Origin of the sequence: Pseudomonas sp. KnCO4, assembly GCF_045344305.1 — a bacterium.
GTDB classification, from domain to species: domain Bacteria; phylum Pseudomonadota; class Gammaproteobacteria; order Pseudomonadales; family Pseudomonadaceae; genus Aquipseudomonas; species Aquipseudomonas anuradhapurensis.
This window is the reverse complement of record NZ_CP174199.1, coordinates 35,219-60,060: the sequence shown is the minus strand read 5'-3', so window position 1 is coordinate 60,060 and position 24,842 is coordinate 35,219. Positions and strand designations below refer to the sequence as shown.

Below are 24,842 nucleotides of genomic sequence, written 5' to 3'. Positions count from 1 at the left end.
TCCCCTGGCCATGGGCACGTTTGCCCCTGACAAGCGCGCAGGCGCGGGCCGCCAGCAGGCATGCCGGCAGGGCAGTCAGGGAATTCAGGGCAGCCGAAAGCCGTGCCACACCCCAGCAGGGTGCAGCCGGCTATCAAGGTTCCAGCGGGTGGATGGGTCGCTTAGTAGCGGCCTCTCGGAGTAGCGCAGGGGACCGGCTCGCCAGCGGCAAGCGGCAGGAAGCTGTCGCTCGCAGCGTCATAGGCTTCGATCTTGCTGGTCTCGATGTCGTAGACCCAGCCATGGATGAACAGCTCACCAGCTGCCAGGCGCGAAGCCACCGAAGGGTGAGTGCGCAGGTGATGCAACTGAGCGATGACGTTTTCCTTGGTCAGCACTTGCATCGTTTCGTGTTCGCTACCGCACGAGCAGTTGTTCTCGACCACGGTGCGGGCCACTTCGGCGTGGCGCAGCCAGGCGGAAACGGTCGGCATCTTGGTCAGCGATTGCGGGTTGAGCACTGCACGCATTGCGCCGCAGTCGGAGTGGCCACAGACGATGATGTGGTGCACTTTCAACGCCAGCACCGCGTACTCGATAGCGCTGGAAACGCCGCCGTTCATCTGGCCATAAGGCGGTACCACGTTACCGACGTTACGGGTCACGAACAGGTCGCCTGGCGAACTCTGGGTGATCAGCTCGGGTACGATGCGCGAGTCGGCGCAGGTAATGAACATGGCACGCGGGGTTTGCGCGGTGGCGAGCTTCTTGAACAGCTCTTGCTGCTCAGGGAAAACGTCATGGTGAAAACGCAGGAAGCCGTCGACGATGTGCTTAAGGGCGGCATCGGCGCTCTCCGCGGGGACCTGCGGAACAACCTTGGATGGGTCCTTGATGGGCATGATTCATCCTCTTGACGGTGTGTAGGTAAATCCATTTTACCGATGAAAGATTTTGGCTATGCAGGGTTTTAGATGACGCGCATGGGCCATAGATCACAGTCGCTGCAAACTGATTTGCTACGCTAGCGGGGAAAACTTAACTGAAACTTAATTCGACAGCTCTAGAACGGGCGTTCCAGAACAAAGAGGCGGGAATTGAATAATAGCAAAAAACCATCAACTGCCAAGCGCCATTAGCACAATTATTTGCTTGCATGAGTCTCACTGAGGGGTTTGCAACGTGCCCTTTTCCCATTACTAGAACAGTGCCATCTGCCCACCCGGCGGGCAGAACGCCGAGCAATCCAGCGCCTGCGCTTCCCGTCCCTCGAAGTCCAGCCGTCTCATGGCCTTGGCGAACCGCTGCGCCAGCAAATCGGCGAACACCCCTTCACCGCGCATGCGCGCACCAAACCGGCTGTCATACAGTTCACCACCGCGGCTCTGACGGACCAGGCTCAGGACGTGTGCCGCCCGTTGCGGGTAATGGTCCTGCAGCCACTGCTCGAACAGCGGCGCCACCTCCAGCGGCAGCCGCAGCATCATGTAGGCCGCACTCTGTGCGCCGGCCTCCCGGGCCGCTTCGAGCAGGCGCTCCAGCTCGCTGTCGTTGATCATCGGAATCATCGGTGAACACAGCACACCTACCGGCACGCCGGCCTCGCGCAATACGCGAATGGCGCGCAGCCTTGCCTTGGGCGAGGCCGCACGCGGCTCGAGCACCCGCTTGAGGCCATCGTCCAGGGTTGTCAGGCTGATCATCACCCGTGCCAGGCGCTGGCTGGCCATTTCGGCCAGCAGGTCGAGGTCGCGCAAGACCAGCGCGCCTTTGGTGACGATGGTCACCGGGTGGCGAAAGCGCAGCAGCACTTCGAGCAGGCGACGGGTCAACATCTGTTCCCGCTCGATTGGCTGGTAGGGGTCGGTGTTGGCGCCCAGGTTGATCGGCGCGCAGACATAACCCGGCTTGCTCAGTTGTTGCGCCAGCACCTCGGCAGCGTTGGTCTTGGCGATCAGCTTGGTCTCGAAATCCAGGCCGGGGGAAAGGTCCCAGTAAGCATGCGAAGGACGGGCGTAGCAGTAGATGCAGCCATGCTCGCAACCTCGGTAAGGATTGATCGAACGGTCGAAGGGCAGGTCGGGCGAGGTATTGCGGCTGATGACCGACTTGGCCATCTCGACCCGCACCTCGGTGCCCTGGGTTTGCGGCACCTCCTGGTACCAGCCGTCATCCTCCGCCACCGAGTGGCTCGGGGCGAAGCGGTTATACGGATTGTGCGCCGTACCACGGCCCTTTGGCGGTGCTGGATGAATCATGGCTCTGTCTCGATACTGTATTTATATACAGTAAAGGGTATGCCACGATCTTTCCAGCACCTCTGGTCAGCACACCTTCACGCCAAACCATGCCAGCGCAGGTATGCCGCCGGGCTCGCCTGTCGACCAAGGAATGCCTCGATGCCTTCGCGCAACGGCCGCGATGCTCCGGGCGCGAACAGCGCCTCCTGCAGTTCACGGCCAGTCGCCCGGTCCAGCAGCCCTGCCGCTTCAAAGCGGGTGAACAGGTCGAAGGCGTGCACATCCGACCACAGGTACGCGTAATAGCCTGCGTCGTAGCCATTCACCAGGTGGTCGAAGGCATGCGCCGGGTGCTCGAAGCCTGCCAGGGGCCAATAACCGCAACGCTCGCGAGCCTGCTCCAGACGTTGCTCGAGCGTCCTGCCATCGTTTGGCGTGGCATGCAGGTCCAGATCGAACAGCGCGAGGCTCAAATCACGCGCAATCTCTTCCACGCCTTGCTGGCGCAGGCGATACAGACATTCGCCGACCCGCGCACGGTCAAGCGGGCTGCCATCCCGCTGGTGCGCCGAGATCGCCACCAGGTAATCCGCATCCCAGACCCAGCGTTCGAACAACTTGCCGACCAGTTCCACGCCATCGGTACCGAGTTCGGTAACGTTGGACATCACATGATTGGTCGTGCGCACCAGCAAGTGGTGCAGGGCGTGGCCGAACTCATGGAACAGCTTGCGAAGCGACAGGTGGTCGAGCAACGGCTGGTCACCCGGCAACGCTTGCGGCACGTCACTGAAGACTACCACCGAGGCCGCCTGGTAGATCCCTTCGGCATCGACTCGACGGTTGCGTATGTAGGTGGTGAACACCGCGTCGGGCTGCTTGCCAGCATGCTGTACGGCATCCAGGTAGAGGAACCCGATGAAGGCGTTGTCCTGCCACACTTCGAACGGCTGCACACTGTCATGCCAGGTGGGCAGCGGCCTGGGCTGCAACACTACGCCCAGCAGCTGCTCCGCCAACTGCTGCAACGCAGTGACGACGGCATTGAGCGGGAAGTATTCGCGCAGGGTTTCGGTGGTGAGAACAGCCGTGTGCGCTGCCTCGAGGTAGGCAATGTCCCAGGGCTGCACCGGCGCCAGCCCTTGGGCCGCCGCCCGACGTTCGATCTCCGCGCGCCATTGCAACATGCCAGGGCGGACTTGGCCCGCCAGGTGGTGAAGGAAGCCTCGTACCTCGTCCACCGCGCCCGCACTCTTCACCAGCAGGCTCTGCTCCAGGTGGCTGGCGAAGCCAAGCAAGCGCGCCTTTTCGTCAAGCCACGTCGCCAGTTGCTGCAAGTGCAAGCGATTGTCCTGCCCAGGTTCGTCACTGACCCCGCGAGCATGGTAAGCGCGATACACCTGCTCACGTAACGGGCGGTTACTGGCGTACCTGAGCGCGTCATCAGTGGCCACGCTTTCACAGGCGAGCAACCAGCCCGACAGCGCTGCTTCGCGTGCGCGTTCGGCCCATTCATCGCGTATCCGCTGTGGAATGCCGTTCAGCTCGGTTTCATCGATGATATGCAACCCCGGCCGGTTGATGTTGGCGCGGAACGCCTCGCGTGCAGTGCCGATTTGCACCTGCAGTTGGGCCAGGCGCGCCTTGCCGGCGGCATCGAGCTTCGCACCATTGGCGTTGAACTTATCCAGATGCCAGCGCAAGGTCTCGCGCTTGCGAGCATCCAGCTGCCTGCCGATGTCGCTGTTGGCCAGACGCTCATACAAGGCCTGCAGCGCTGAGTTGGCAAACTTCTGGTCGAAGCGTGCCGTTGCCTTGCCGTAGAAGTCGATAATGGCAGCGGCCCAGTCATCGTCCCGGCCAACCAGTGGTGAAGCGGCGTATAGCACCGATAGCAGCTGGGCATCCAGGCCATCCACCGCCAGCACCATGTCGTCCCAGGTTGGCATCGCCTGCTGGTCGCGGATGATGCGGTCGATGCCTTGCTCGTGCGCCAACAGCACATGCGCGAAGGCAGCAGCCATGTTTTCCAGGGTGATTGCCGAATAATCGACGGGGATATGGCTATTTTGCAGAAGCGGGTTGTCCATGACGCTACACCTTGCTCGTAGGGGGGAGCAGGGGAGCTTGCAGGCTTGCTGCGCGGCACGAGGCCTGACTATCTACCACCCGGGCGTGGCGCCCGGGCGGCACGGCGGCTTCAGTCAGCCGGTTTCTTCAGCTTCGGGTTGGGGAAGAACTGCACGGTCTGCACCTTGGCGGGCGCCGCTTTCGGTGCCAGCTGGTTGACCCGCGTACCGAGTTCCTTCGGCACCGACAGGCCCTGCTCGTTGAGGGTGTCGGTAAAGCCACAGGCCACGCACTCGCGGTGCGGTACGCCGTCTTCGTTCCACATCATCAGCTTGTCGGTCTCGCTGCATGCCGGGCACACCGCCCCGGCAATGAAGCGCTTCTTGGTCTTGTTCACGGCTACCTCGCTCATGCTGCAGCGTCCTCGCTCAGGCCACTGTGGCGCAGCAAGGCATCGATGGAAGGTTCACGGCCACGGAAGTCGACGAACAGCACCATCGGCTCGCGCGAACCGCCGCGAGCCAGAATCGCCTCGCGGAAGGCGCGACCGGTCTCGGCATTCAGCACGCCCTCTTCCTCGAAGCGCGAGAAGGCATCGGCCGACAGCACTTCGGCCCACTTGTAACTGTAGTAACCGGCCGCATAACCGCCCGCGAAGATGTGCGCAAAGCTGTTCGGGAAGCGGTTGTACGCGGGCGGGCGCATCACCGAAACCTCATCGCGTACGCCCTCGAGCACCTGCAGCACACTACGACCATCGCCATGGCTGGCGTGCAGTTCGAAGTCGAACAGCGAGAACTCCAGCTGGCGCACCATCATCATGCCCGACTGGAAGTTCTTCGCCGCCAGCATCTTGTCCAGCAGGTCTTGCGGCAGCGGCGCACCGGTTTCAAAGTGACCGGAAATCAGCGCCAGGCCTTCAGGCTCCCAGCACCAGTTTTCCATGAACTGGCTGGGCAGCTCGACAGCGTCCCAGGCCACGCCATTGATACCGGAAACACCGGCATGCTCGATGCGGGTGAGCAAGTGGTGCAGGCCGTGACCGAACTCGTGGAACAGCGTGGTCACTTCGTCGTGGGTCAACAACGCCGGCTTGCCAGGCGCAGCCGGGGTAAAGTTGCAGACCAGGTTGGCCACCGGGCTCTGCAGGCGGCCATCGGCCGTGCGGCGCCGGTCACGGGCGCCGTCCATCCAGGCACCGCCACGCTTGTTGGCGCGAGCGTACAGGTCGAAGAAGAAGCGGCCGACGTGCTGGCCGTTTTCCTTGATCTCGAACAGGCGCACGTCCGGGTGCCAGCTGTCGAAGTCCTTGAGTTCGGCAATTTCGATGCCGTACAGGCGCTGAACGATGCTGAACAGGCCACCCAGCACCTTGTCGATCGGGAAGTAGGCGCGCAGGGCTTCCTGCGACACGCTGTAGCGCTGTTCACGCAGCTTCTCGCCGAAGTAACCGGCATCCCAGCTGGCCAGCTCGGGGCAGCCCTGCTCGGCAGCATAGGCCTTGAGCTGCGCCAGGTCCTGTGCGGCAAACGGCTTGGAACGCTTGGCCAGGTCGCGCAGGAAGCTCAGCACCTGGTCGCTGGACTCGGCCATCTTGGTAGCCAGGCTCAGTTCGGCGTAGTTCTGGTAACCCAGCAGTTCGGCCAACTCCTGGCGCAGGGCGAGGATCTCCTGCATCACCGGGCCGTTGTCGAACTGACCGGCATTCGGGCCCTGATCCGAGGCCCGGGTGCAGTAGGCGGCATACAGTTCTTCGCGCAGGGCACGGTCGTCGGCGTAGGTCATCACCGCGTAGTAGCTGGGGAACTCCAGGGTGATCAGCCAGCCGTCAAGCCCCTTGGCCTGGGCGGCGGCAGCCATCTGCGCCTTGGCCGAATCGGTCAGGCCGGCCAGTGCGGCTTCGTCGGTAATGTGCTTGGTCCAGGCTTGGGTGGCGTCGAGCAACTGGTTGGAGAAGCGGCTACCCAGCTCGCTGAGCTTGCTCTGCACTTCGGCGTAGCGCTGCTGCTTGTCCGCCGGCAGGTCGATACCCGACAGGCGGAAGTCACGCAGGGCATGCTCGAGGATAGTCTTCTGCGCCACGTCGAAGCCGGCAGCCTCCGGGCTGTCGATCAGCGCCTGGTAGGCTTCGAACAGCGCTCGGTTCTGCCCAAGTTCGGTAGAGTAGGCGCTCAGCGCCGGCAGGCATGACTCATAGGCCTCGCGCAGCTCGGGGCTGTTGCACACCGCATTGAGGTGGCTGACCGGGCTCCAGGCGGCGCCCAGGCGGTCGTTCAGTTCGTCCATGGCCAGCACCAGGCCAGCCCAGGAAGGGTTCTTGCCCTGCTTTTCGAGGATCTCGGCAATGGCTTTACGGTTGTCGGCCAGGATCGCTTCGATCGCCGGCAACACGTGTTCGGCACGGATTTGCGAGAAGGGCGGCAGATCGTAGGACTGCAGAAGCGGGTTGTTCGCACTCACGGTTTGGATACCTTGGCAGAAGAAACACTGCCCCATCTTAATTACAATCGACGCCGACCGCAGCAGGCAGCCTGCCTATCGGCACAGATGAGAGACGCTATCATGGCCATCCGAAGCTTCCAGCAACACACTCCGAAAGTTGGACCACGGGCCTTCGTCGACCGTTCGGCGATCGTGCTGGGCGACGTGGAAATCGGCGAGGACAGCTCGGTGTGGCCGCTGACCGTGGTGCGCGGCGACATGCACCGTATCCGCATCGGCGCCCGCACCAGCGTGCAGGACGGCAGCGTGCTGCATATCACCCACGCCAGCACGTATAACCCTGACGGCTTCCCGCTGATCATCGGCGACGAAGTGACCATCGGCCACAAGGTCATGCTGCATGGCTGCACGCTGGGCAACCGCATCCTGGTCGGCATGGGCAGCACCATCATGGACGGCGCCATCGTCGAGGACGAAGTGATCATTGGTGCCGGCAGCCTGGTACCGCCGGGCAAGCGCCTGGTCAGTGGCTACCTGTACATGGGTAGCCCGGTGAAACAGGCCCGGTTGCTGAACGACCAGGAGCGCGCATTCTTTTCCTACAGCGCCGGCAACTATGTGAAGCTCAAGGACCAGCACCTGGCCGAAGGCTACGATCAACCTGAATGACCGCATTCGCGGGCTTACCCGCTCCCGCAGGTCTGGTGGAGTCTTCAAGGCCAGCGCTGTACCTGTGGGAGCGGGCGAGCCCCGAAGAAGGCCACGCAGCACTCAAGTGGAACCTATGTAAATGCACCAGCAGAACATCCTCTTCGATCTCGACGGCACCCTGACCGACCCGCGCCAGGGCATCACCCGCTCGATCCAGTACGCCCTGGCCAAGCTGGGCATCGACGAGCCGGACCTGGCCCGCCTCGAACACTTCATCGGCCCGCCCTTGCTGCAGGCGTTCATGCAGTTCTATGGCTTCGACGAGGCCAAGGCCTGGGAGGCGGTGAACTTCTACCGGGAACGCTTCCGCGTCACCGGCCTGTATGAAAACCTGGTGTTCGAAGGCGTGCCGGAACTGCTCGCAGCCCTGAATGGCCAAGGCCGCACCCTGTACATCGCCACCTCCAAGCCGTGGGAGTTCGCCCGTGAGATTGCTCGTCACTTCGCTTTCGACCAGCATTTCAAGGTGATCTACGGCAGTGAACTGGATGGCACACGCACCAACAAGGTCGAGCTGATCCGCCATCTGCTGGACGAAGAGGGGTTGGACCCGGCGCAGACGCTGATGATCGGTGACCGCAAGCATGACCTGATCGGTGCGCGCAGCAACGGCTTGCAGGCGGTGGCGGTGGGGTATGGGTTTGGCAGCCGGGAGGAGTTGATGGCGGAGCAGCCGGCCTATCACTTTGCAACCTTGGCCGAAATGCATCGAGCGTTTCTCGAGGCTTGAGGGCCATGGGGCTGCTTTGCAGCCCATCGCGACGCAAGGCCGCTCCTACCAGGACCGCGTAGGCTTTGTAGCGCGATGGGCTGCAACATCTGATGGGTTGACCATCAACCGCTGCAACGCCGCTTTGCGCTCCTCGATCGGCAGCCGTCCCAACTGCTCCACCCGCTGATAAAACCGCGCCCAGTCCCCACCCACCTCGCGGAACAGCGCTGCGAACGCTGGTACCCATTGGTCATACAGCCCGAACGGCAACAGCTTGGCATTGTTCATCGGCCCATACATCCAGGCGTCGTAACGCTTGTCGCCGCCCCACTGGCCGTCACGCAGCAGCCGGTACTCCCGCCTCAACCGCTCGAACTCGGCCTGCTTGGCCACGCGCTTTTGCGCATCGTCCAACGGCCCGGCATAGATGGCCTGCAACCGCTCGCGGCAGGCCAGTACGAGCCGGATGAACTGGTCACGCTGCGGCCCCTGGGCCTGGTCAACCGCTGCAAGCCCACGCGCCACGCGCCATTGCCGCGTGCCCTCCTGCTCGACGAAGGAGGCGAATGACTCGTTGAACTCGGTGTCGTCCTGCACGTAGAAGCGCTGGTGGGCCAGTTCATGGAAGATCAACGTGGCCAGGCGCTCATCGCCCCAGCCAACCATCGACGACAGGATCGGGTCATCGAACCAGCCCAGGGTCGAATAGGCTTCCACGCCGCTCACGTACACGTCCATGCCGTCCTGCCGCATCAACGCCGCAGCCCCGCGTGCCGCCCCCAGCTGGTAGTAGCCGCGATACGCCACGCAGCCGGCGATCGGGAAGCAGTGCGTGACCGGCTGCAGTGACAGCTCGGGAGTGGCGAACACATTCCACACCACAAAGGGCCGGCCAAGCTCCACGTACACCCGGTAGCTACGGTTGTCCGGCAGCTTCAGCTGCTGGCTGGCAAACGCGCGTGCCTGCTCGGCATGCGTCAGGCGCTCACGCAACTGCGGCGAGGTAGCAGGGTCGGCCACGACTCGCTCCACCGACTGACGGGCACGCAGCAGTTGCCACTGGCCTTCGGCCAACTGCCCGTAATAGGCCGTACTGGCACAACCGTTCAGCAGGAGCGCGGCAAGCGGGGGAACCAAACGGGTGAAAAAGCGGTCGAGTGCCCCAGGGCCCGAGCGCTGAACAAGAAAAAATCGAAGCATCCGGTAGGTCAGACTCGCTCTAGGCCGTTTCACTTCAAGACTATCTCGCCAAGGGGGAGTTTCGCCATGCGCGCACTGTTGGTCGCTGCCTCACTGTTGTTGATATCCGCCTGCTCGACCCTGCCGGACCCGGACCCGAACCAGGCCTGGATCGACCTCACCCCCTACGACAACACCTCGCTGCATGCGCTGCAGGTCGACGAACGAGACTGGGCCGACAGCCGTTATTTCGAAGTGCCGCCCGGCAGCCATGAGCTGACCGTGCGCTACCAGTTCCCGGTTACCCCCAGCAATATCGGCCCGGTCGACGAGCCGCTGTGGCGCGACTGCCAGGTCAAACTGACCTTCAAGGACTTCGGCGCCGGCCAGCGCTACCAGCTGCAGGCTGGCAGCATCGGTTTCCGGCCCTGGATCAAGCTCTACGACCACCAGCAAAAACTGCTTGGCCAGGGCCTGCCCGCTGGCTGCCAACACAGCTGACAGGCACGAATGGCGCTATGCTTGTAGCGTGTAATTCGCAAGCGGGAGTCTTGCCATGCGCCAGCCCATGATGCTGATCGCCCTCAGTACACTGGGGGCCTGCGCCAGCCCCTTGCCGCCCGTCGACCCCAAGCAGGCCTGGGTCGACCTGTACACCATCACCCCAGGCAGGGTAATCATGGCCGACCGCCTCGATGGAAAGCGACTGGATGACGGCCGTTACTTCCAGGTGACGCCGGGCAGGCACGAACTGGTCGTGCGTTTCGATTACGAAATCTACTCTGGCGGCATCACCACCGACCCCAGGGACCGAACCTGCTACCTGACTGTGCGCTTCGACAACTTCAAGGCCGGGGAACGCTATCGCCTGGAGGCACGGGCACCCGTAATGGAACCGCAAGTGCTGCTGTATGACGGCAACCGCAAGGTGGTGGTCAACGAACCTAGCGAAGTGTTCTGCATTCCGTGATCACCGGCTGCTGCACGGCCCCGGGGTTCGCCGCTACTGGTCGTTCTTCTGGTAGATGATCTTCTTGCTGCCGCCATCACAGCTCCCGACGACCATGCTCGGGTCCTTCACTTCGCTGTTGGGCACGATTTCCAGGGTGTAGGAGGGAACCCCCTTGGCCTGTATCTTGGTCTCGATCTCGGCCTTGAGCTCCTCGCACGGCTTCACCGCCGCCAGCGCAGAGGTGGCGACCAGGGAAGCCAACACGGTGATTGCTACGCGAATCATGAAACGGCTCCTGAAAGGGGCAGCATGCTGCCGACGCTGTCTAGACTATAGCAAACCGCCCTCATTGCACCGCTTCAGCCCACCAGCGCCGCATCCAGGCTGATCCTGGCGTTCAGTACCTTGGATACCGGGCAGCCCGCCTTGGCCTTGTTGGCGATATCCAGGAACTGCGCCTCGCTTGCTCCGGGGACCTTGGCCCGCAGTACCAGGTGCACGGCGGTAATGGCAAAGCCATCAGGCTGCTTGTCGAGGGTCACCTCGGCGGCAGTGTCGATCCGCTCGGCAGTCAGCCCCGCTTCGCCCAGCATCATCGACAGCGCCATCGAGAAGCAGCCGGCATGTGCCGCTCCGATCAGCTCTTCCGGGTTGGTGCCGGGCGAGCCTTCGAAACGGGTATTGAAGCCGTAGGGGTTCTGCTTGAGCGCGCCGCTTTCCGTGGAAAGCAGGCCTTTACCGTCCTTCAGGCCACCTTGCCAGATCGCCGATGCTGTCTTTTTCATGCTACCTCCTGGTCACTGGGTACATACCTACCGCTTCAGAGGCCTGCCACGCCTGGCAAGTTCAGCGCAATCTGACCGCAGGCATTGAAACCAACGAATGCGCCCATACAGAGTCAAAAAGGCCTCTGGCCAACCATTCTTGCGGAGGCACCATGACCCAGCTGCGTGACCTGAAAATATCCACCCTCGACTTGGTGCCCGTGCGCGCCGATGCTGGCCCGGCCCAATCGCTACGTAACTCGCTGGACCTGGCGCAGCACGTCGAACGCTTTGGCTACCACCGTTTCTGGGTAGCCGAGCACCACAACATGGATGGCATTGCCAGTTCCGCCACTGCGGTGCTGATCGGTTACCTGGCCGGTGGTACTTCGAGCATTCGCGTGGGCTCTGGCGGGGTCATGCTGCCCAACCATGCACCGCTGGTGATCGCCGAACAGTTCGGCACCCTGGCCAGCCTGTATCCAGGGCGCATCGACCTGGGCCTGGGCCGTGCACCGGGCTCCGACCAGATGACCGCCTACGCCCTGCGCCGCGACCGTGCTGGCGGCCCGGACGATTTCCCGGACGACGTCGAGGAGTTGTCGCGCTACCTCGGCCCGCGCACCGATGACCAGAAGGTGATTGCAGTGCCAGGGCACGACACCGAGGTGCCGATGTGGCTGCTTGGCTCCAGCCTGTTCAGTGCCCATCTGGCCGGTATGCGCGGCATGCCCTATGCCTTCGCCTCACACTTCGCGCCGCGCTACATGCACGAGGCGATCCGCGTGTACCGCAACCACTTCAAGCCGTCGACCACGCTGGACAAGCCGTACGTGATGCTGGGTATTCCAATGGTCGTGGCGGAAACCGACGAGAAGGCCGAATACCTGGCCACTTCGGTGTACCAGCGTATCCTGGCGCTGATCCGTGGGCAGAGCCTGATGCAGAAGCCGCCGGTGGCAAGCATGGAAGGCCTGTGGCTGCCGCATGAACGGGATGCGGTGGGCAGCTTCCTGGGCCTGGCGATGATTGGCAGCCCGGAGAAAGTACGGGCCAAGGTGGAAGTGCTGCTGGAGCAGACCGGGGCGGATGAGCTGATCTTTACCTGTGATCTGTATGAGCACGCCGACCGGGTGCGGTCGTACGAGCTGCTGGCGCAGGCCCTCAGGGCCGAGTGACCTTCTGCGCCGGCAAACCCGGCGCGGTCAGCTGCAGGAGCGGCCTTGTGTCGCGAAGGGCTGCGAGGCAGCCCCAGGATTTCAGCGCAGGCGCACAAATAGCCGGGGCTGCTTCGCAGCCCTTCGCGACACAAGGCCGCTCCTACAGGGACAGCGCCGCGTTCAAGCCTATCGGGCCGGCGAAAATGCCAAGCCATCAGCCACGGCGGTACACGATCTCCTTGGTGCCGGCCTCGCAGCTACCAATCACCTTGCCCGCCGGCTCGCCCTTCTTCACCACCTCCAAGGTGTAACCCTGGACACCTTTGGCATCCAGCTTGGCTGCAATCTCCGCCTTCAGTTCCTCGCAGGGCTTGCCTGCTGCCAACGCCCCACCGGCCAGGCTCATCAGGCCCAGCGCCAAAATCAGTTTGTTCATCGCTCGCTTTCCTTGTGCAGATGAAATCAGAAAAGGGCGCCTGCCGAGGCGCCCGCTTCTTGAATATCCCATCCAGCCGGACTCATCCAGCCCGGTAACATTTCAGCTGTTGGCGATACGGAAGCCAACCTTCAGCGTGACCTGGAAGTGTGCCGCCTTGTTGTCGCGGATATGGCCACGGGTGTCGACCACCTCGAACCACTCCAGGTGCTTGATGCTCTTGCCAGCTTCGGCCAGGGCGTTGTTGATCGCCTCCTCTATGCTGGTGGTCGAAGACCCTACCAGCTCGATCTTCTTGTACGTGTGATGATCGGTCATGAGCGCTCTCCTTGGATAACGGTGTGATTGAGCCTAGCAGCGCAGGCAGGGTTTACCTGCGAGCCGATACGAATGCGGAAAGTTCGATCGCACTTTCGCTTCGCTTGGCAGTCGCAACCTCTACAGCCCACAACGCGAAGGAGAGTCAACATGCCCCGCAATTCGCTGCGAAAAGCATCCCTGGAAAGCATGGAAGCCGAGATCGAAAGCCTGCTGAAGAGCCTGGAGAGTCTCAAACACGACGCCTCGGAAGAATCCCAGAAGTCGGTCAAGGCCATCCGCAGCAGCGCCGAGAGCGCCCTTCGCCATTCTCGTAGCCTGCTGAGCGACGCCTACGAGGAAATGAAGCAGCGCACCCGCCAGACCGGCATCGCTACCCGTGACTACGCACAGCAGCACCCTTACACCACGGCAGGTGTTGCCATCGGTGCACTGGGCCTTCTGGCGGCTTACCTGCTGTGCAAACGCAACTAAGCGCCTTGACCGGCCAGTTCGGCGCGTAGCCATCGCGCCAGCTGCTCGGCGCGCCCGTCTGCGGCGCGCCGGGGCACCCATAACGCCAGCACTGCCGAAGTAGGGGAAAAGCCCCAAGGCGCACGCAAACGCCCCGCCCGCAGGTCATCGGCGACCAGCGGCTGCGGCGCAATGGCTACGCCCAGGCCCGCTACAGCAGCTTCCAGCAGGTAGTACAAGTGCTCGAAGGCCTGCCCATACTGCAATGCCCTCGGGTCCAAGCCCTGTTCCGCCGCCCAGCTCGGCCAGGCCTGCGGGCGCGAGGTGGTGTGCAGCAAGGCCTCGTCGAGCAAGGCGTTGGCAGGTGCACCCTGCAAGCGCTCGAAACCGGCAAAATGCGGGCTGAGCACCGGCCCGATGCGTTCCTCGGCCAGCACATGTACCTGCATGTCCGCGGGCCATGGTGGCTCGGCATATACCAACAGCGCATCCAGCCCCGGCCGGCGCGGGTCGAGGTCGCCTTCGCCTGCCGACAGGTGCAGGCGCAGCTCGGGCAAATCGGCCTTCAGCCGCCCCAGCCGCGGTATGAACCAGCGCGCCAACAAGCTGCCCGAGCAGCCCAGGACGAACGGTGCCTCACTCACGTCTCGGCTGAGTTCGGCACATACGCTGCGCAGCCGGTCGAACGCTTCGCCGCTGGCATCACGCAGGCGCATACCGGCATCTGTGAGTTTGATGCCACGGCCGTCCTTGACGAACAGCGCCACCCCCAGGTGTTCTTCAAGCACCTTGAGCTGCCGGCTGACGGCGCCGTGGGTGACGTGCAGCGCTTCAGCCGCCTGGCTGACGCTGTTAAGCCGGGCGGTGGCCTCGAAGGCCCGCAGGGCATTGAGGGGAGGGAGGTCGTGGGCCATTTTACCTGTGAGTTTTCCTGACAAGTTTGCGCAATCTTATCGGTTTTCAGCCAGGCCTGTCGTGGTTAGAGTAAAGCCCATCACTCATCGACTACGCCCTGGAGCGCCCCATGACCCAGTCCCAATACCGCCCCGGCCCCGACGCCAACGGCCTGTTCGGCTCGTTCGGCGGCCGCTACGTGGCCGAAACCCTGATGCCACTGGTGCTGGACTTGGCCCGCGAATACGAAGCAGCCAAGGCAGACCCGAAATTCCTCGAAGAGCTGGCCTATTTCCAGCGCGACTACATCGGCCGCCCGAACCCGCTGTACTTCGCCGAGCGCCTGACCGAGCACTGCGGCGGGGCAAAGATCTTCTTCAAGCGTGAAGAGCTCAACCACACCGGCGCGCACAAGGTGAACAACTGCATCGGCCAGGTGCTGCTGGCCAAGCGCATGGGCAAGAAGCGCCTGATCGCCGAAACCGGTGCCGGCATGCACGGCGTTGCCACTGCTACCGTTGCCGCGCGCTTCGGCCTGCCTTGCGTGATCTACATGGGCGCCACAGACATCGAGCGCCAGCAGGCCAACGTATTCCGCATGAAGCTGCTGGGCGCCGAGATCGTCCCGGTCACTGCCGGCACCGGCACCCTCAAAGACGCCATGAACGAGGCCCTGCGCGACTGGGTCACCAACGTCGAAGACACCTTCTACCTGATCGGTACCGTGGCCGGCCCACACCCCTATCCGGCCATGGTTCGCGACTTCCAGTCGATCATCGGCAAGGAAACCCGCGCCCAGCTGCAAGAGAAGGAAGGCCGCCTGCCAGACAGCCTGGTCGCCTGCGTCGGTGGCGGTTCCAACGCCATGGGCCTGTTCCATGAATTCCTCGAAGAGCCGAGCGTGCAGATCATTGGCGTCGAAGCCGGTGGCCATGGCGTGCACACCGACAAACATGCCGCCAGCCTCAATGGCGGTGTCCCAGGCGTGCTGCACGGCAACCGTACCTACCTGCTGCAGGATGCAGACGGCCAGATTACCGACGCCCACTCGATTTCCGCCGGCCTGGACTACCCGGGCATCGGCCCGGAGCATGCCTACCTGCACGAAGTGAAACGGGTGGAGTACGTCAGCATCACCGACGACGAAGCGTTGGATGCGTTCCACGCCACCTGCCGCCTGGAAGGCATCATCCCGGCCCTGGAGAGCTCCCATGCCTTGGCCGAGGCAATCAAGCGCGCGCCGAAGCTGCCCAAGGACCACCTGATGGTCGTGTGCCTGTCGGGCCGCGGCGACAAAGACATGCAAACCGTCATGAACCACATGGCTGCCCAGGAGAAACAGGCATGAGCCGTCTTGAACAACGCTTCGCCGAGCTGAAGGCCGAAGGCCGCTCGGCACTGGTCACCTTCATTACTGCGGGCGACCCGGGCTATGACGCCTCGCTGCAGATTCTCAAGGGCCTGCCGGCAGCCGGTGCCGACGTGATCGAACTGGGCATGCCGTTCACCGACCCGATGGCCGATGGCGTGGCCATCCAGCTGGCCACCCTGCGTGCCCTGGAAGCCGGCCAGACCCTGGCCAAGACCCTGCAGATGGTTCGCGATTTCCGTGTGGATGACCAGGCCACGCCGATCGTGCTGATGGGCTACTACAACCCGATCCACCGTTTTGGCGTGGAACAGTTCGTGGCCGAGGCCAGGCAAGCGGGCGTCGATGGCCTGATCATCGTCGACCTGCCGCCGGAGCACGACGCCGAACTGGCCACCCCGGCCCAGGCCGCAGGCATCGACTTCATCCGCCTGACCACCCCGACCACCGACGATGTGCGCCTGCCGCGCGTGCTGGAGCGCAGCTCCGGGTTCGTCTACTACGTGTCGGTGGCCGGTGTGACCGGCGCCGGCTCGGCCACCACCGAACACGTGACCGAGGCCATTGCCCGCCTGCGTCGGCATACCGACCTGCCGATCAGCGTAGGCTTTGGCATTCGCACCCCAGAGCAGGCTGCAAACATTGCCCGCTTGGCGGATGGTGTGGTTGTGGGATCGGCACTGGTCGACAAGATCGCCCAGGCCAAGAGCGGCGAGCAGGCGGTAAACGATGTACTGAGCTTGTGCTCGGCACTGGCTGAAGGGGTGCGCTGCGCCCGCCGCTGATCCGCGTCGCCTGCATCGCTGGCAAGCCGGCTCCCATAGGCACAGCGCCGTACTCAGGCCCTGTGATATCCCTGTGGGAGCGGGCGTGCCCGCGAAGAGGCCCTCGTAAGCAACAGAGCCTCAGCCCCCAAAAATAGACAGATCCAAAGGCCTTACAGCCCCCATCCAGATCGCATGGTCGCGGTGGTCCGCCAGTTCATCTCCAGTCAACGGGTGCATGAACACCACCAGCCCCTTGCGATACAACGCCAACCAAGGCAACACCACCCCCACCACCTCGGGCCCGAACGCCAGCTGGCAGCTCCAGTCCGGGTGCGGCCCCACCGGCTGCTGGTGCATGCGCCCCATGGTCACCGGGAACAGTCGCGCAGCTTCCTCGCACAGCTCACGGGCCTGCGCCATGGTCGCTGCGTCGTAATACACGTGGGCGTGATACCCCTTGATCCTCTGCACGATAACTCCTGATTGCGGTCCAACCATCACCACCTGCAAGGGAGTGATGCCGTGAAAAACGCCGAAACGCCAGTGTTCAAGCTGGTCCTGTTCGGGCCTGAGAGCAGCTTGGGCAATGCCCTGATGGTCGAACTGCTGTCGCGCCAGCACGAAGTCACGGCCGTGGTGGATGACCTCAACCGCCATGCGCCACGCCCCGGCCTGCATTTCAAGATAGGCGGGCTGGGCGATGCCGACCAGGCGGAACAGGCTGCGGCAGGCGGTTCGGCGGTGATTGCCCTGCTGTCGACACTGGCGCCGGGCGACCTGCCAGGCCAGGCGCGCATGAGCGAGGCGCTTGTGGCGGGCCTCAAGCGCACGACTATACGCCGGCTGTTGCTGGTGGGCGATTTCGATGTGCTGGACAAGCCGGCCAAGTACAGTGAAGCGCAGCGGGACTGCGTGGACCAGATGGTCGATGGCTTGCAGCGCAGTGCCTTGCACTGGACGTTGATCAATACGCCGCCGGAGCTGCCCGGGTTGGGGATGGAGCATTTTCGCAATACCGAGGGCACGCTGGAGCCGGGGTTGGCAGAGCCGTTGCGGCACCTGGCCGGGGTCGCCGCAGGAATGGTGGATATGCTGGAACTGGACTTGCACCGGGGCGAGCATCTGAACTTCGTGGTCTAGATGGCCGGGGCTGCTGCGCAGCCCATCGCGACACAAGGCTGCTCCTACCTCGACCGCGCAGCCTCGGCTGGCGCGATTCCTGTAGGAGCGGCCTTGCGTCGCGATGGGCCGCAAAGCGGCCCCAAAATCTCAAAGGCTGCGCTCCCGCTCCAGCCAATCCACAAACCGCTCGATCAACGCCCCACGCCGCTTGCGCGGCGGCAACACTGCGTAATACCCGCGCGCCGAACGCAAACTCCCCTCCAGCGGCCGGCACAGCAACCCTTGCTCCACCAACCCGTCCACCAGATGCCTCCAGCCAATCGCCACGCCCTGGCCGGCGATCGCCGCCTGAATCAGCAAGGTATAGTTGTCGAACCGCAGCTGCCCCGGCGGCGGCGGGCTGGCCACGCCAAACCCGCGAAACACCCCCGCCCAGTCGAACCAGCGGCTGGCCTGCTCGCCCTTCAGGTGCAGCAACGGCAATCGTTGCAAAGCCTCGGCTGACAAGGGTTTGCCATGAACCAGCCGAGGGCTGCAGACCGGGAAAACTTCTTCATCGAACAGCCAACGGCTCTCGCCCTGGTGGAAGCGCCCGTCACCAAACAGCACCGCCACATCGATGTCCGGGCGCAACATGCCCTGGCTGCGTTCACCAGTCACCAGGCTCACATCCACCTGTGGATAAGCCTGATGAAAGCGCTGCAACCGTGGCATCAGCCAGAACGCCGCAAAAGCGAAGTCGGTCGCGACCTGCAGCACCTCGCGCTGGCCTCTCCCGCAGACCTCAGCGACGCCGTCATCCATGGCCTGCAGGCCCTGATGCACCTGTTCGAACAATACCTGGCCAGCCTCGGTCAGCTCGATGCCCCGATAAATGCGGTCGAACAAGCGCGTGCCCAACTGAGCCTCCAGCCGTTTGACCTGCTGGCTCACCGCCGGCTGCGTGGTGCCCAGCTCCAGCGCCGCCGCAGTGAAGCCACGCAGCCGCGCAGCGGCCTCGAACACGCGCAAGGTATCCAGCGACAAATCGGCGAGGTGGTCAAACATAAGCGTGGCTAATCCTGGTCATTGTTGGCCATGGGCTTTACCCATGTTATCCACAGTCGCATCTTGATAGGCAAGCGGTTCGCATAACTCTCAACGATGGAAGCCACCATGACGCGCCCGAATATCCTGTTCATCATGGCCGACCAGATGGCCGCGCCCTTGCTGCCGATCTACGCCCCCTCGCCAATCCAGATGCCACACCTGAGCCGCCTGGCCGCGCAGGCAGTGGTGTTCGACGCCGCCTACTGCAACAGCCCGCTTTGCGCCCCGTCTCGTTTCACCCTGGTCAGCGGCCAGTTGCCCAGCCGCATAGGCGCCTACGACAACGCCGCCGACTTCCCCGCCGATGTACCTACCTACGCCCACTACCTGCGCCGCCTGGGCTACCGCACTGCGCTGTCAGGCAAGATGCACTTCTGTGGCCCGGACCAGTTGCATGGCTACGAAGAACGTCTGACCAGCGATATCTACCCGGCAGACTACGGCTGGGCGGTGAACTGGGATGAACCGGATGTGCGCCCAAGCTGGTACCACAACATGTCGTCGGTGCTGCAGGCCGGCCCGTGCGTGCGTACCAACCAGCTGGATTTCGACGAAGAAGTGCTGTTCAAGGCGCGCCAATATTTGTACGACCACGTCCGCGAAAACGATGGCCGGCCGTTCTGTCTGACCGTGTCGATGACCCACCCGCACGACCCGTACACCATCCCCAGGCGCTACTGGGATCGATATGAGGGTGTGGATATCCCCATGCCGCGCGCCGAGCTCGCGCAGGCGGAACTCGACCCCCACTCGCAGCGCCTGCTGAAGGTCTACGACCTGTGGAACAAGCCGCTGCCTGTGGACAAGATTCGCGATGCCCGCCGCGCCTACTTCGGCGCCTGCAGCTACATCGACGATAACATCGGCCAGCTGCTGCAAACCCTGGAGGAATGCAACCTGGCCGACAACACCATAATCGTGTTCTCCGGCGACCACGGTGACATGCTCGGTGAGCGGGGCCTCTGGTACAAGATGCACTGGTTCGAGATGTCGGCGCGGGTACCACTGCTGGTGCATGCGCCAAAGCGCTTCGCGGCAGGCCGCGTGAGCGCCTCGGTATCGACCTGTGACTTGCTGCCGACGCTGGTCGAACTGGCTGGCGGGGCTTTGGATAAAGACCTGCCGCTGGATGGCCGCTCGCTGCTCGGCCACCTGCAAGGGCAGGGCGGCCACGACGAGGTGATCGGCGAGTACATGGCCGAAGGCACGGTCGGGCCGCTGATGATGATCCGCCGCGGGCCCTACAAGTTCGTGTACAGCGAAGACGACCCGTGCCTACTCTATGACCTGAGCCGCGACCCGCACGAGCGGGAGAACCTCACCAGCAGCCCGGACCACCAGGCGCTGCTGCAGGCATTTGTCGATGAAGCACAGCAACGCTGGGATATCCCCAGCCTGCGCCAGCAGGTGCTGGCCAGCCAGCGCCGCCGCCGGCTGGTGGCCGAGGCGCTGGCCATCGGCAAACTGAAAAGCTGGGACCACCAACCCTGGGTGGACGCCAGCCAACAGTACATGCGCAACCACATCGATCTCGACGACCTCGAGCGCAAGGCACGTTATCCACAGCCCGCACCCTTGGAATGAGTAAAGAGAGGCCGCCATGCATAAGTTCTCCGCCGCCGTGTTCGCCCTGGCCATCAGCCTGGGCACGGGCACCGTTTACGCCGCCGACAGCGACACACAATGCACCACCGTGAAATTGGCCGACCCCGGCTGGAGCGACATTGCCTCGACCAACGCCGTGGCCCGTCTGCTGCTGGAAAGCCTGGGTTACCAGGTAAAGATCGACAGCCTGGCTGTACCGATCATCTATGGCGGCCTCAAGGATGGCCGCGTAGATGCCTTCCTCGGCAACTGGATGCCCGCGCAACAGGGCTTTCATGACAAGTTCATCGCCAATGGCGACGTGAAGCAGCTGTCACGCAATCTGGAGGGAACCGAGTTCACCCTGGCAGTGCCCGATTATGTGTGGGATGCCGGAGTCAGGGACTTTGCCGACCTGCAGAAACACGCCGAGCAGTTCGACAAGAAGCTTTACGGGATTGGCTCCGGCGCCCCGGCCAACCTGTCGCTGAAGGAAATCATCGACAACAATGAGTTCAACCTTGGCCAATGGAAGCTGGTGGAATCCAGCGAACAGGCGATGCTGGCGCAGGTTGACCGGGCGGTGAAAAAACAGCAGTTCATCACCTTCCTCGGCTGGACCCCGCACCCGATGAACGTGAAGCTGAAAATGCATTACCTGACCGGCGGGGAAAAGTGGTTCGGCAGCAAGGGCGACGTCTATACCCTGACCCGCAAAGGTTATCCGCAAGCCTGCCCCAATGCGGCGAAGCTGCTGGAAAACCTGAAGTTCACGCTGGATATGGAAAACAGCATCATGGCCGAGGTAGTGGACAAGAAGATCAGCTTCGACAAAGCGGCCAAGGCCTGGGTGAAGGCGCACCCCGAGGTGCTGGACGGGTGGTTGGCCGGGGTGAGCACCAAAAGTGGCGAGGATGCTGGCAAAGCAGTAAAAACCAAGCTCTAAAGCGATCCTGTGGACGCAGGTTCACCCGCGAATGCATTCAGTGAGGCTACCTAACTGCATTTGCGGGTGAACCCGCTCCCCGCAGGGGATAGTGCCTTTTAGGAAATCTGGATCTCTCATGCATCGCCTCACTCACCTGCTGCCCTTCCTCACCTGGCTACCGCGCCAATCGGGCCGCAGCCTGCGCCAGGACCTGCTGGTGGGCCTGAGCGGTGCCATCCTCGCCCTGCCACAATCCATCGCCTACGCCCTGATCGCCGGCCTGCCTGCCGAATACGGCCTGTACGCCGCCATCGTGCCGGTGCTGATCGCCTGCCTGTGGGGCTCGTCCTGGCACCTGATCTGTGGCCCGACCGCCGCCATTTCCATCGTCCTCTATGCCAGCATCAGCCCGCTGGCCGTGGCCGGCAGCGCCGACTACGTAACCCTGGTGCTGTTACTGACCTTCCTCGGCGGCCTGTTCCAATTGCTGCTCGGGCTTTTGCGCTTCGGCGCGCTGGTCAACTTTGTCTCACATTCCGTGGTGCTTGGCTTCACCCTGGGCGCTGCCATCGTCATTGCCCTGGGCCAGTTACCCAACCTGCTGGGCATGGACCTGCCCAGCCACGCCACTGCGCTGAAGACAGCGCAGGACCTGGCCAGCCACGCCGGTGAGGTAGACCTGCCCTCCTTGCTGCTGGGCCTGGCCACCGTGGCCATCGGCGTAGCCTTCAAGCTCTGGCGCCCACGCTGGCCGAGCCTGTTGCTCAGCCTGATATTGGTCAGCCTGCTGGCCTGGTTGCTGCCCGGCTGGTTTGGCCATGTAGCGCGAGTGCCAGCCTTCACCGGCCAACTGCCACCGTTCAGCCCGCTGCCGTTGCTGGACGTGGAACTGGTGCTGCGGCTACTGCCCAGCGCCGTGGCGGTGGGTATGCTCGGGCTGGTCACCAGCCTGTCGATTGCCCGCTCGTTGTCGGCACGTTCGGAACAGTTGATCAACGCTGACCAGGAAATTCGTGCCCAGGGCCTGTCGAACATCACTGGGGCGTTCTTCTCCGGTTACCTGTCTTCCGGCTCCTTTACCCGCTCCGGGTTGAGCTGTGACGCTGGCGCCCGCTCGCCCCTGGCCGGGGTGTTCTCGGCACTGTGGGTAGCGCTGTTCGCCGTTGCCGGGGCCGGGCTGATTGCGCATTTGCCGATACCGGCCATGGCCGGCAGCATTCTGTTGATCTGCTGGGGGTTGGTGGACCACCGCGCGATTCGCGCGCTGTTCCGGGTCAGCCGTTCGGAATTCCTGGTCATGGCACTGACAGCGGCGGCGACGTTGTTGCTGGAGCTGCAAACCGCGATCTATGCCGGGGTGTTGGCATCGCTGTTCTTCTACCTCAAGCGCACGTCACGGCCGAGGGTGCAGCAAACCCGTGAAGGGGAGGCGGACGTGCTGCGGGTAGGCGGGTCGATTTTCTTTGGTGCGGCGCCTTACCTGCAGGTGCGCTTGCAGCGCTGCCAGGGGCCGCATGTGGTGATCGATGCGCGGCAGGTGAACTTTATCGACTATTCCGGTGTGGATATGTTGCACCGCGAGGCGCGGCGGTTGCGGCGGGCGGGGGGAAGCCTGACCTTGCACCGGGCCAGGCCCCAGGTGATCGAGGAATTGCAGAAGCTGGAAGGGGTGGAGCTATGCCCGATCCGGTTCGAGGAATGAGCTTGGGTTGCTATTTTGGGGCTGCTACGCAGCCCATCGCGACGCAAGGCCGCTGCTACAGGCGTTTCGCGTTCGTTGTAGGAGCGGCCTTGCGTCGCGATGGGCCGCAAAGCGGCCCCGACAAATTCAGCCCCGAGCGAGCTGTCGGCGCAGCTCAGCCAACACCGGCGCCGTATCTGGACGCACGCCACGCCAGACCAGGAATGCCTCAGCCGCCTGCTCGGCCAGCATCCCCAGCCCATCCAGCACCTGAGCCGCGCCGAGCCTGGTAGCCCACTGGCAAAACGGCGTCGGCTCCTTGCCATACATCATGTCGTAGCACACCGTACGCCCCGCCTCGACCAGGCTGTCGGCAATTGGCGGCAATTCACCGGCCAGGCTCGCCGAGGTGGCATTGATGATCACGTCCACCGGCTCCTGCAACCAGGCAAAACCACTGGCCACCACCGGCCCCAGCTCATCGAATTCACGCGCCAGCTGTTCGGCCTTTTCCACGGTGCGGTTGGCAATTACCAGCGACTGCGGCCTGTGCGCCAGGATTGGCTCCAGCACGCCACGCACGGCGCCGCCAGCGCCGAGGATGAGGATGCGTTTGCCTGCCAGCTCGACCCCGGCATTCACCGTCAGGTCGCGCACCAGGCCCGCGCCGTCGGTGTTGTCGCCCTGCAGCGTACCGTCGGCCAGCTTGCTCAGCGTATTCACCGCGCCGGCGCGCTGGGCGCGTGGGGTCAGGCTGTCGCACAGGCGGTAGGCTTCTTCCTTGAACGGCACGGTGACGTTGGCGCCGCTGCCTTGCTTGAAAAAGCCGCGTGCACAATCGCTGAACTCGTCCAACGGCGCCAGCAGGGTAGCGTATTCCAGGTCCTCGCCGGTCTGTTCGGCGAACAGACGGTGGATCAGCGGCGACTTGCTGTGGCCGATGGGGTTACCGAAAACGACGTACTGGTCCATGGCGATTCCTCTGTTGTACGCGGGCTTACTGGCCGAGCCAGTCGCGGTCCTGCAGGAAGTATTCGGTCAGGCGTGCTTCCTCGCTGCCGGGCGCGGCCTTCCAGTCGTAGCCCCAGCGCACCTGCGGCGGCAGCGACATGAGAATGGACTCGGTACGCCCACCCGATTGCAGGCCAAACAGGGTGCCACGGTCGTAGACCAGGTTGAACTCCACGTAACGGCCACGGCGGTATTCCTGGAACTCGCGCTGTTGCGGGGTGTACGGCGTGTTCTTGCGGCGCTGGACGATCGGCAGGTAGGCGTTGACGTAGGCATCGCCAATGGCGCGCATGAAGGCGAAGCAGGTGTCGAAGTCCCACTCGTTCAGGTCATCGAAGAACAGCCCGCCAATACCGCGTGGCTCGCCACGGTGCTTGAGGTGGAAGTAACGGTCGCACCAGGCCTTGTAGCGCGGGTACACGTCGGCGCCGAACGGCGCGCAGGCCTGCTCGGCCACGCGGTGCCAGTGAATACAATCTTCCTCGTTGCCGTAGTAGGGGGTCAGGTCGAAACCACCGCCGAACCACCACACGGCCTCTTCACCTTGCTTTTCGGCAATGAAGAAGCGCACGTTGGCGTGCGAGGTAGGCACATGCGGGTTGTGCGGGTGGATCACCAGCGACACGCCCAGAGCCTCGAAGCCACGGCCCGCGAGTTCGGGGCGATGGGCGCTGGCCGACGGCGGCAGGCCGGCACCGAATACGTGAGAAAAGTTGACCCCGCCTTTCTCTATCACCTTGCCGTCGCCGATCACCCGTGTGCGGCCCCCACCACCGGCCTCGCGCACCCAGGCGTCCTCGACGAAGCTGGCACCGCCGTCTTCTGTTTCGAGGGCAGAGCAGATGCGGTCTTGCAGGTCGAGCAGATAGGCTTTCACGGCCTCGGTGCGGCTAGTCATCGGGTCACCAGGAACGGGCAGGGAATAATTCGCCGCGTAGCATACCACCGCCAGCGCGCGCGCCGCAGTTGACGGCGATCAAG

General features: G+C 63.5%; 27 protein-coding genes. 12 read left to right on the top strand and 15 right to left on the bottom strand.

Going from position 1 to position 24,842, the window contains the following annotated elements; translation table 11 throughout:
* Positions 1–161: 161 nt before the first annotated feature.
* The 5 genes from ACJA3S_RS00295 to prlC all read right to left on the bottom strand — a co-directional run bounded on the left by ACJA3S_RS00295 (position 162) and on the right by prlC (position 6,785).
* The gene (locus ACJA3S_RS00295; RefSeq protein WP_063912352.1) at positions 162–881 is read right to left on the bottom strand and encodes a carbonic anhydrase; all 720 of its coding nucleotides are present in this window, start codon (positions 879–881) and stop codon (positions 162–164) included.
* A gap of 297 nt (positions 882–1,178) precedes the next feature.
* Complete coding sequence (locus tag ACJA3S_RS00290) at positions 1,179–2,237, bottom strand: PA0069 family radical SAM protein (protein WP_406820493.1); 1,059 nt, start codon at positions 2,235–2,237, stop codon at positions 1,179–1,181.
* Between the two features lie 77 nt (positions 2,238–2,314).
* Complete coding sequence (locus ACJA3S_RS00285) at positions 2,315–4,309, bottom strand: M3 family metallopeptidase (protein ID WP_406820492.1); 1,995 nt, start codon at positions 4,307–4,309, stop codon at positions 2,315–2,317.
* A 110-nt stretch (positions 4,310–4,419) separates the two neighbouring features.
* Positions 4,420–4,701 (bottom strand): YheV family putative zinc ribbon protein, encoded by a 282-nt coding sequence (locus ACJA3S_RS00280; protein ID WP_170027626.1) that lies wholly within the window; start codon positions 4,699–4,701, stop codon positions 4,420–4,422.
* Positions 4,698–6,785, bottom strand: coding sequence for an oligopeptidase A (gene prlC / locus ACJA3S_RS00275; protein WP_406820491.1), 2,088 nt, complete (start codon positions 6,783–6,785; stop codon positions 4,698–4,700). Before prlC ends, ACJA3S_RS00280 begins: the two co-directional genes overlap by 4 nt.
* 66 nt (positions 6,786–6,851) lie before the next feature.
* Here prlC and ACJA3S_RS00270 point away from each other — a divergent pair, with 66 nt between their 5' ends.
* Both ACJA3S_RS00270 and ACJA3S_RS00265 read left to right on the top strand, forming a co-directional pair.
* A complete protein-coding gene (locus ACJA3S_RS00270) occupies positions 6,852–7,400 on the top strand; it encodes a gamma carbonic anhydrase family protein (RefSeq protein ID WP_406820490.1) in 549 nt (182 codons plus the stop codon).
* A 121-nt stretch (positions 7,401–7,521) separates the two neighbouring features.
* Positions 7,522–8,172: an HAD family hydrolase gene (locus ACJA3S_RS00265; RefSeq protein WP_406820489.1), complete on the top strand. Its 651-nt coding sequence runs from the start codon at positions 7,522–7,524 to the stop codon at positions 8,170–8,172.
* 45 nt (positions 8,173–8,217) lie between these two features.
* Here ACJA3S_RS00265 and ACJA3S_RS00260 read toward each other — a convergent pair whose 3' ends face one another.
* Positions 8,218–9,354: an aminopeptidase gene (locus tag ACJA3S_RS00260; protein WP_406820488.1), complete on the bottom strand. Its 1,137-nt coding sequence runs from the start codon at positions 9,352–9,354 to the stop codon at positions 8,218–8,220.
* A gap of 66 nt (positions 9,355–9,420) precedes the next feature.
* Here ACJA3S_RS00260 and ACJA3S_RS00255 point away from each other — a divergent pair, with 66 nt between their 5' ends.
* Positions 9,421–9,834, top strand: a complete 414-nt coding sequence (locus ACJA3S_RS00255; RefSeq protein WP_406820487.1) for a hypothetical protein — start codon at positions 9,421–9,423, stop codon at positions 9,832–9,834.
* A gap of 55 nt (positions 9,835–9,889) precedes the next feature.
* Positions 9,890–10,303: a hypothetical protein gene (locus tag ACJA3S_RS00250; protein ID WP_406820486.1), complete on the top strand. Its 414-nt coding sequence runs from the start codon at positions 9,890–9,892 to the stop codon at positions 10,301–10,303.
* A gap of 33 nt (positions 10,304–10,336) precedes the next feature.
* On the opposite strand, the gene ACJA3S_RS00245 is transcribed toward ACJA3S_RS00250, so the two are convergent.
* Positions 10,337–10,570 (bottom strand): DUF1161 domain-containing protein, encoded by a 234-nt coding sequence (locus ACJA3S_RS00245; protein ID WP_406820485.1) that lies wholly within the window; start codon positions 10,568–10,570, stop codon positions 10,337–10,339.
* Between the two features lie 74 nt (positions 10,571–10,644).
* On the bottom strand, positions 10,645–11,070 hold the full coding sequence (locus tag ACJA3S_RS00240) for an OsmC family protein (RefSeq protein ID WP_170027610.1): 426 nt from the start codon (positions 11,068–11,070) through the stop codon (positions 10,645–10,647).
* Between the two features lie 152 nt (positions 11,071–11,222).
* Between ACJA3S_RS00240 and ACJA3S_RS00235 the strand changes: the two genes are divergently transcribed.
* The gene (locus ACJA3S_RS00235; RefSeq protein WP_406820484.1) at positions 11,223–12,227 is read left to right on the top strand and encodes an LLM class flavin-dependent oxidoreductase; all 1,005 of its coding nucleotides are present in this window, start codon (positions 11,223–11,225) and stop codon (positions 12,225–12,227) included.
* Between the two features lie 196 nt (positions 12,228–12,423).
* Here ACJA3S_RS00235 and ACJA3S_RS00230 read toward each other — a convergent pair whose 3' ends face one another.
* Both ACJA3S_RS00230 and ACJA3S_RS00225 read right to left on the bottom strand, forming a co-directional pair.
* Positions 12,424–12,645, bottom strand: a complete 222-nt coding sequence (locus ACJA3S_RS00230) for a DUF1161 domain-containing protein (protein ID WP_225779861.1) — start codon at positions 12,643–12,645, stop codon at positions 12,424–12,426.
* A 102-nt stretch (positions 12,646–12,747) separates the two neighbouring features.
* The gene (locus ACJA3S_RS00225; protein ID WP_170027603.1) at positions 12,748–12,963 is read right to left on the bottom strand and encodes a dodecin; all 216 of its coding nucleotides are present in this window, start codon (positions 12,961–12,963) and stop codon (positions 12,748–12,750) included.
* Positions 12,964–13,113: 150 nt separating this feature from the next.
* Between ACJA3S_RS00225 and ACJA3S_RS00220 the strand changes: the two genes are divergently transcribed.
* A complete protein-coding gene (locus ACJA3S_RS00220) occupies positions 13,114–13,437 on the top strand; it encodes a YqjD family protein (protein WP_170027601.1) in 324 nt (107 codons plus the stop codon).
* Here ACJA3S_RS00220 and ACJA3S_RS00215 read toward each other — a convergent pair.
* On the bottom strand, positions 13,434–14,330 hold the full coding sequence (locus ACJA3S_RS00215; RefSeq protein WP_406820483.1) for a LysR family transcriptional regulator: 897 nt from the start codon (positions 14,328–14,330) through the stop codon (positions 13,434–13,436). The two genes, ACJA3S_RS00220 and ACJA3S_RS00215, sit on opposite strands and share 4 nt — an antisense overlap.
* A gap of 110 nt (positions 14,331–14,440) precedes the next feature.
* On the opposite strand from ACJA3S_RS00215, the gene trpB reads away from it, so the two are divergent.
* On the top strand, positions 14,441–15,658 hold the full coding sequence (gene trpB, locus ACJA3S_RS00210; RefSeq protein WP_012269890.1) for a tryptophan synthase subunit beta: 1,218 nt from the start codon (positions 14,441–14,443) through the stop codon (positions 15,656–15,658).
* Positions 15,655–16,464 carry a tryptophan synthase subunit alpha gene (gene trpA / locus ACJA3S_RS00205; protein ID WP_406820482.1) on the top strand — a complete coding sequence of 270 codons (810 nt, stop codon included), beginning with the start codon at positions 15,655–15,657 and terminating at the stop codon, positions 16,462–16,464. Before trpB ends, trpA begins: the two co-directional genes overlap by 4 nt.
* A 120-nt stretch (positions 16,465–16,584) precedes the next feature.
* Here the strand turns inward: trpA and ACJA3S_RS00200 are convergent, their stop codons facing one another.
* Complete coding sequence (locus ACJA3S_RS00200; RefSeq protein ID WP_406820481.1) at positions 16,585–16,917, bottom strand: DOPA 4,5-dioxygenase family protein; 333 nt, start codon at positions 16,915–16,917, stop codon at positions 16,585–16,587.
* A gap of 51 nt (positions 16,918–16,968) precedes the next feature.
* Here ACJA3S_RS00200 and ACJA3S_RS00195 point away from each other — a divergent pair, with 51 nt between their 5' ends.
* Entirely contained in the window at positions 16,969–17,586 is a 618-nt protein-coding gene (locus tag ACJA3S_RS00195) for an NAD(P)H-binding protein (RefSeq protein ID WP_406820480.1), read from the top strand.
* A gap of 129 nt (positions 17,587–17,715) precedes the next feature.
* Here ACJA3S_RS00195 and ACJA3S_RS00190 read toward each other — a convergent pair whose 3' ends face one another.
* Positions 17,716–18,615, bottom strand: coding sequence for a choline sulfate utilization transcriptional regulator (locus tag ACJA3S_RS00190; protein WP_406820479.1), 900 nt, complete (start codon positions 18,613–18,615; stop codon positions 17,716–17,718).
* A gap of 108 nt (positions 18,616–18,723) precedes the next feature.
* Here ACJA3S_RS00190 and betC point away from each other — a divergent pair, with 108 nt between their 5' ends.
* The 3 genes from betC (at position 18,724) to ACJA3S_RS00175 (ending at position 22,871) form a co-directional block, all read left to right on the top strand.
* Entirely contained in the window at positions 18,724–20,241 is a 1,518-nt protein-coding gene (gene betC, locus ACJA3S_RS00185; RefSeq protein ID WP_406820478.1) for a choline-sulfatase, read from the top strand.
* Between the two features lie 16 nt (positions 20,242–20,257).
* On the top strand, positions 20,258–21,187 hold the full coding sequence (choX, locus tag ACJA3S_RS00180) for a choline ABC transporter substrate-binding protein (protein ID WP_406820477.1): 930 nt from the start codon (positions 20,258–20,260) through the stop codon (positions 21,185–21,187).
* Positions 21,188–21,305: 118 nt separating this feature from the next.
* Positions 21,306–22,871 carry a SulP family inorganic anion transporter gene (locus tag ACJA3S_RS00175; protein ID WP_406820476.1) on the top strand — a complete coding sequence of 522 codons (1,566 nt, stop codon included), beginning with the start codon at positions 21,306–21,308 and terminating at the stop codon, positions 22,869–22,871.
* A gap of 126 nt (positions 22,872–22,997) precedes the next feature.
* On the opposite strand, the gene aroE is transcribed toward ACJA3S_RS00175, so the two are convergent.
* Complete coding sequence (gene aroE, locus ACJA3S_RS00170) at positions 22,998–23,822, bottom strand: shikimate dehydrogenase (RefSeq protein ID WP_170027583.1); 825 nt, start codon at positions 23,820–23,822, stop codon at positions 22,998–23,000.
* Between the two features lie 25 nt (positions 23,823–23,847).
* Positions 23,848–24,759 (bottom strand): oxygen-dependent coproporphyrinogen oxidase, encoded by a 912-nt coding sequence (gene hemF, locus ACJA3S_RS00165; RefSeq protein ID WP_406820475.1) that lies wholly within the window; start codon positions 24,757–24,759, stop codon positions 23,848–23,850.
* Between the last annotated feature and the right edge of the window lie 83 nt (positions 24,760–24,842).

What these genes read in the sequence shown, in the direction of transcription:
- ACJA3S_RS00295 (WP_063912352.1), bottom strand. Translation starts at nt 881, where the DNA reads ATGCCCATCAAGGACCCATCCAAGGTTGTTCCGCAGGTCCCCGCGGAG.
- ACJA3S_RS00290 (WP_406820493.1), bottom strand. Translation starts at nt 2,237, where the DNA reads ATGATTCATCCAGCACCGCCAAAGGGCCGTGGTACGGCGCACAATCCG.
- ACJA3S_RS00285 (WP_406820492.1), bottom strand. Translation starts at nt 4,309, where the DNA reads ATGGACAACCCGCTTCTGCAAAATAGCCATATCCCCGTCGATTATTCG.
- ACJA3S_RS00280 (WP_170027626.1), bottom strand. Translation starts at nt 4,701, where the DNA reads ATGAGCGAGGTAGCCGTGAACAAGACCAAGAAGCGCTTCATTGCCGGG.
- prlC (WP_406820491.1), bottom strand. Translation starts at nt 6,785, where the DNA reads ATGGGGCAGTGTTTCTTCTGCCAAGGTATCCAAACCGTGAGTGCGAAC.
- ACJA3S_RS00270 (WP_406820490.1), top strand. Translation starts at nt 6,852, where the DNA reads ATGGCCATCCGAAGCTTCCAGCAACACACTCCGAAAGTTGGACCACGG.
- ACJA3S_RS00265 (WP_406820489.1), top strand. Translation starts at nt 7,522, where the DNA reads ATGCACCAGCAGAACATCCTCTTCGATCTCGACGGCACCCTGACCGAC.
- ACJA3S_RS00260 (WP_406820488.1), bottom strand. Translation starts at nt 9,354, where the DNA reads ATGCTTCGATTTTTTCTTGTTCAGCGCTCGGGCCCTGGGGCACTCGAC.
- ACJA3S_RS00255 (WP_406820487.1), top strand. Translation starts at nt 9,421, where the DNA reads ATGCGCGCACTGTTGGTCGCTGCCTCACTGTTGTTGATATCCGCCTGC.
- ACJA3S_RS00250 (WP_406820486.1), top strand. Translation starts at nt 9,890, where the DNA reads ATGCGCCAGCCCATGATGCTGATCGCCCTCAGTACACTGGGGGCCTGC.
- ACJA3S_RS00245 (WP_406820485.1), bottom strand. Translation starts at nt 10,570, where the DNA reads ATGATTCGCGTAGCAATCACCGTGTTGGCTTCCCTGGTCGCCACCTCT.
- ACJA3S_RS00240 (WP_170027610.1), bottom strand. Translation starts at nt 11,070, where the DNA reads ATGAAAAAGACAGCATCGGCGATCTGGCAAGGTGGCCTGAAGGACGGT.
- ACJA3S_RS00235 (WP_406820484.1), top strand. Translation starts at nt 11,223, where the DNA reads ATGACCCAGCTGCGTGACCTGAAAATATCCACCCTCGACTTGGTGCCC.
- ACJA3S_RS00230 (WP_225779861.1), bottom strand. Translation starts at nt 12,645, where the DNA reads ATGAACAAACTGATTTTGGCGCTGGGCCTGATGAGCCTGGCCGGTGGG.
- ACJA3S_RS00225 (WP_170027603.1), bottom strand. Translation starts at nt 12,963, where the DNA reads ATGACCGATCATCACACGTACAAGAAGATCGAGCTGGTAGGGTCTTCG.
- ACJA3S_RS00220 (WP_170027601.1), top strand. Translation starts at nt 13,114, where the DNA reads ATGCCCCGCAATTCGCTGCGAAAAGCATCCCTGGAAAGCATGGAAGCC.
- ACJA3S_RS00215 (WP_406820483.1), bottom strand. Translation starts at nt 14,330, where the DNA reads ATGGCCCACGACCTCCCTCCCCTCAATGCCCTGCGGGCCTTCGAGGCC.
- trpB (WP_012269890.1), top strand. Translation starts at nt 14,441, where the DNA reads ATGACCCAGTCCCAATACCGCCCCGGCCCCGACGCCAACGGCCTGTTC.
- trpA (WP_406820482.1), top strand. Translation starts at nt 15,655, where the DNA reads ATGAGCCGTCTTGAACAACGCTTCGCCGAGCTGAAGGCCGAAGGCCGC.
- ACJA3S_RS00190 (WP_406820479.1), bottom strand. Translation starts at nt 18,615, where the DNA reads ATGTTTGACCACCTCGCCGATTTGTCGCTGGATACCTTGCGCGTGTTC.
- betC (WP_406820478.1), top strand. Translation starts at nt 18,724, where the DNA reads ATGACGCGCCCGAATATCCTGTTCATCATGGCCGACCAGATGGCCGCG.
- choX (WP_406820477.1), top strand. Translation starts at nt 20,258, where the DNA reads ATGCATAAGTTCTCCGCCGCCGTGTTCGCCCTGGCCATCAGCCTGGGC.
- ACJA3S_RS00175 (WP_406820476.1), top strand. Translation starts at nt 21,306, where the DNA reads ATGCATCGCCTCACTCACCTGCTGCCCTTCCTCACCTGGCTACCGCGC.
- aroE (WP_170027583.1), bottom strand. Translation starts at nt 23,822, where the DNA reads ATGGACCAGTACGTCGTTTTCGGTAACCCCATCGGCCACAGCAAGTCG.
- hemF (WP_406820475.1), bottom strand. Translation starts at nt 24,759, where the DNA reads ATGACTAGCCGCACCGAGGCCGTGAAAGCCTATCTGCTCGACCTGCAA.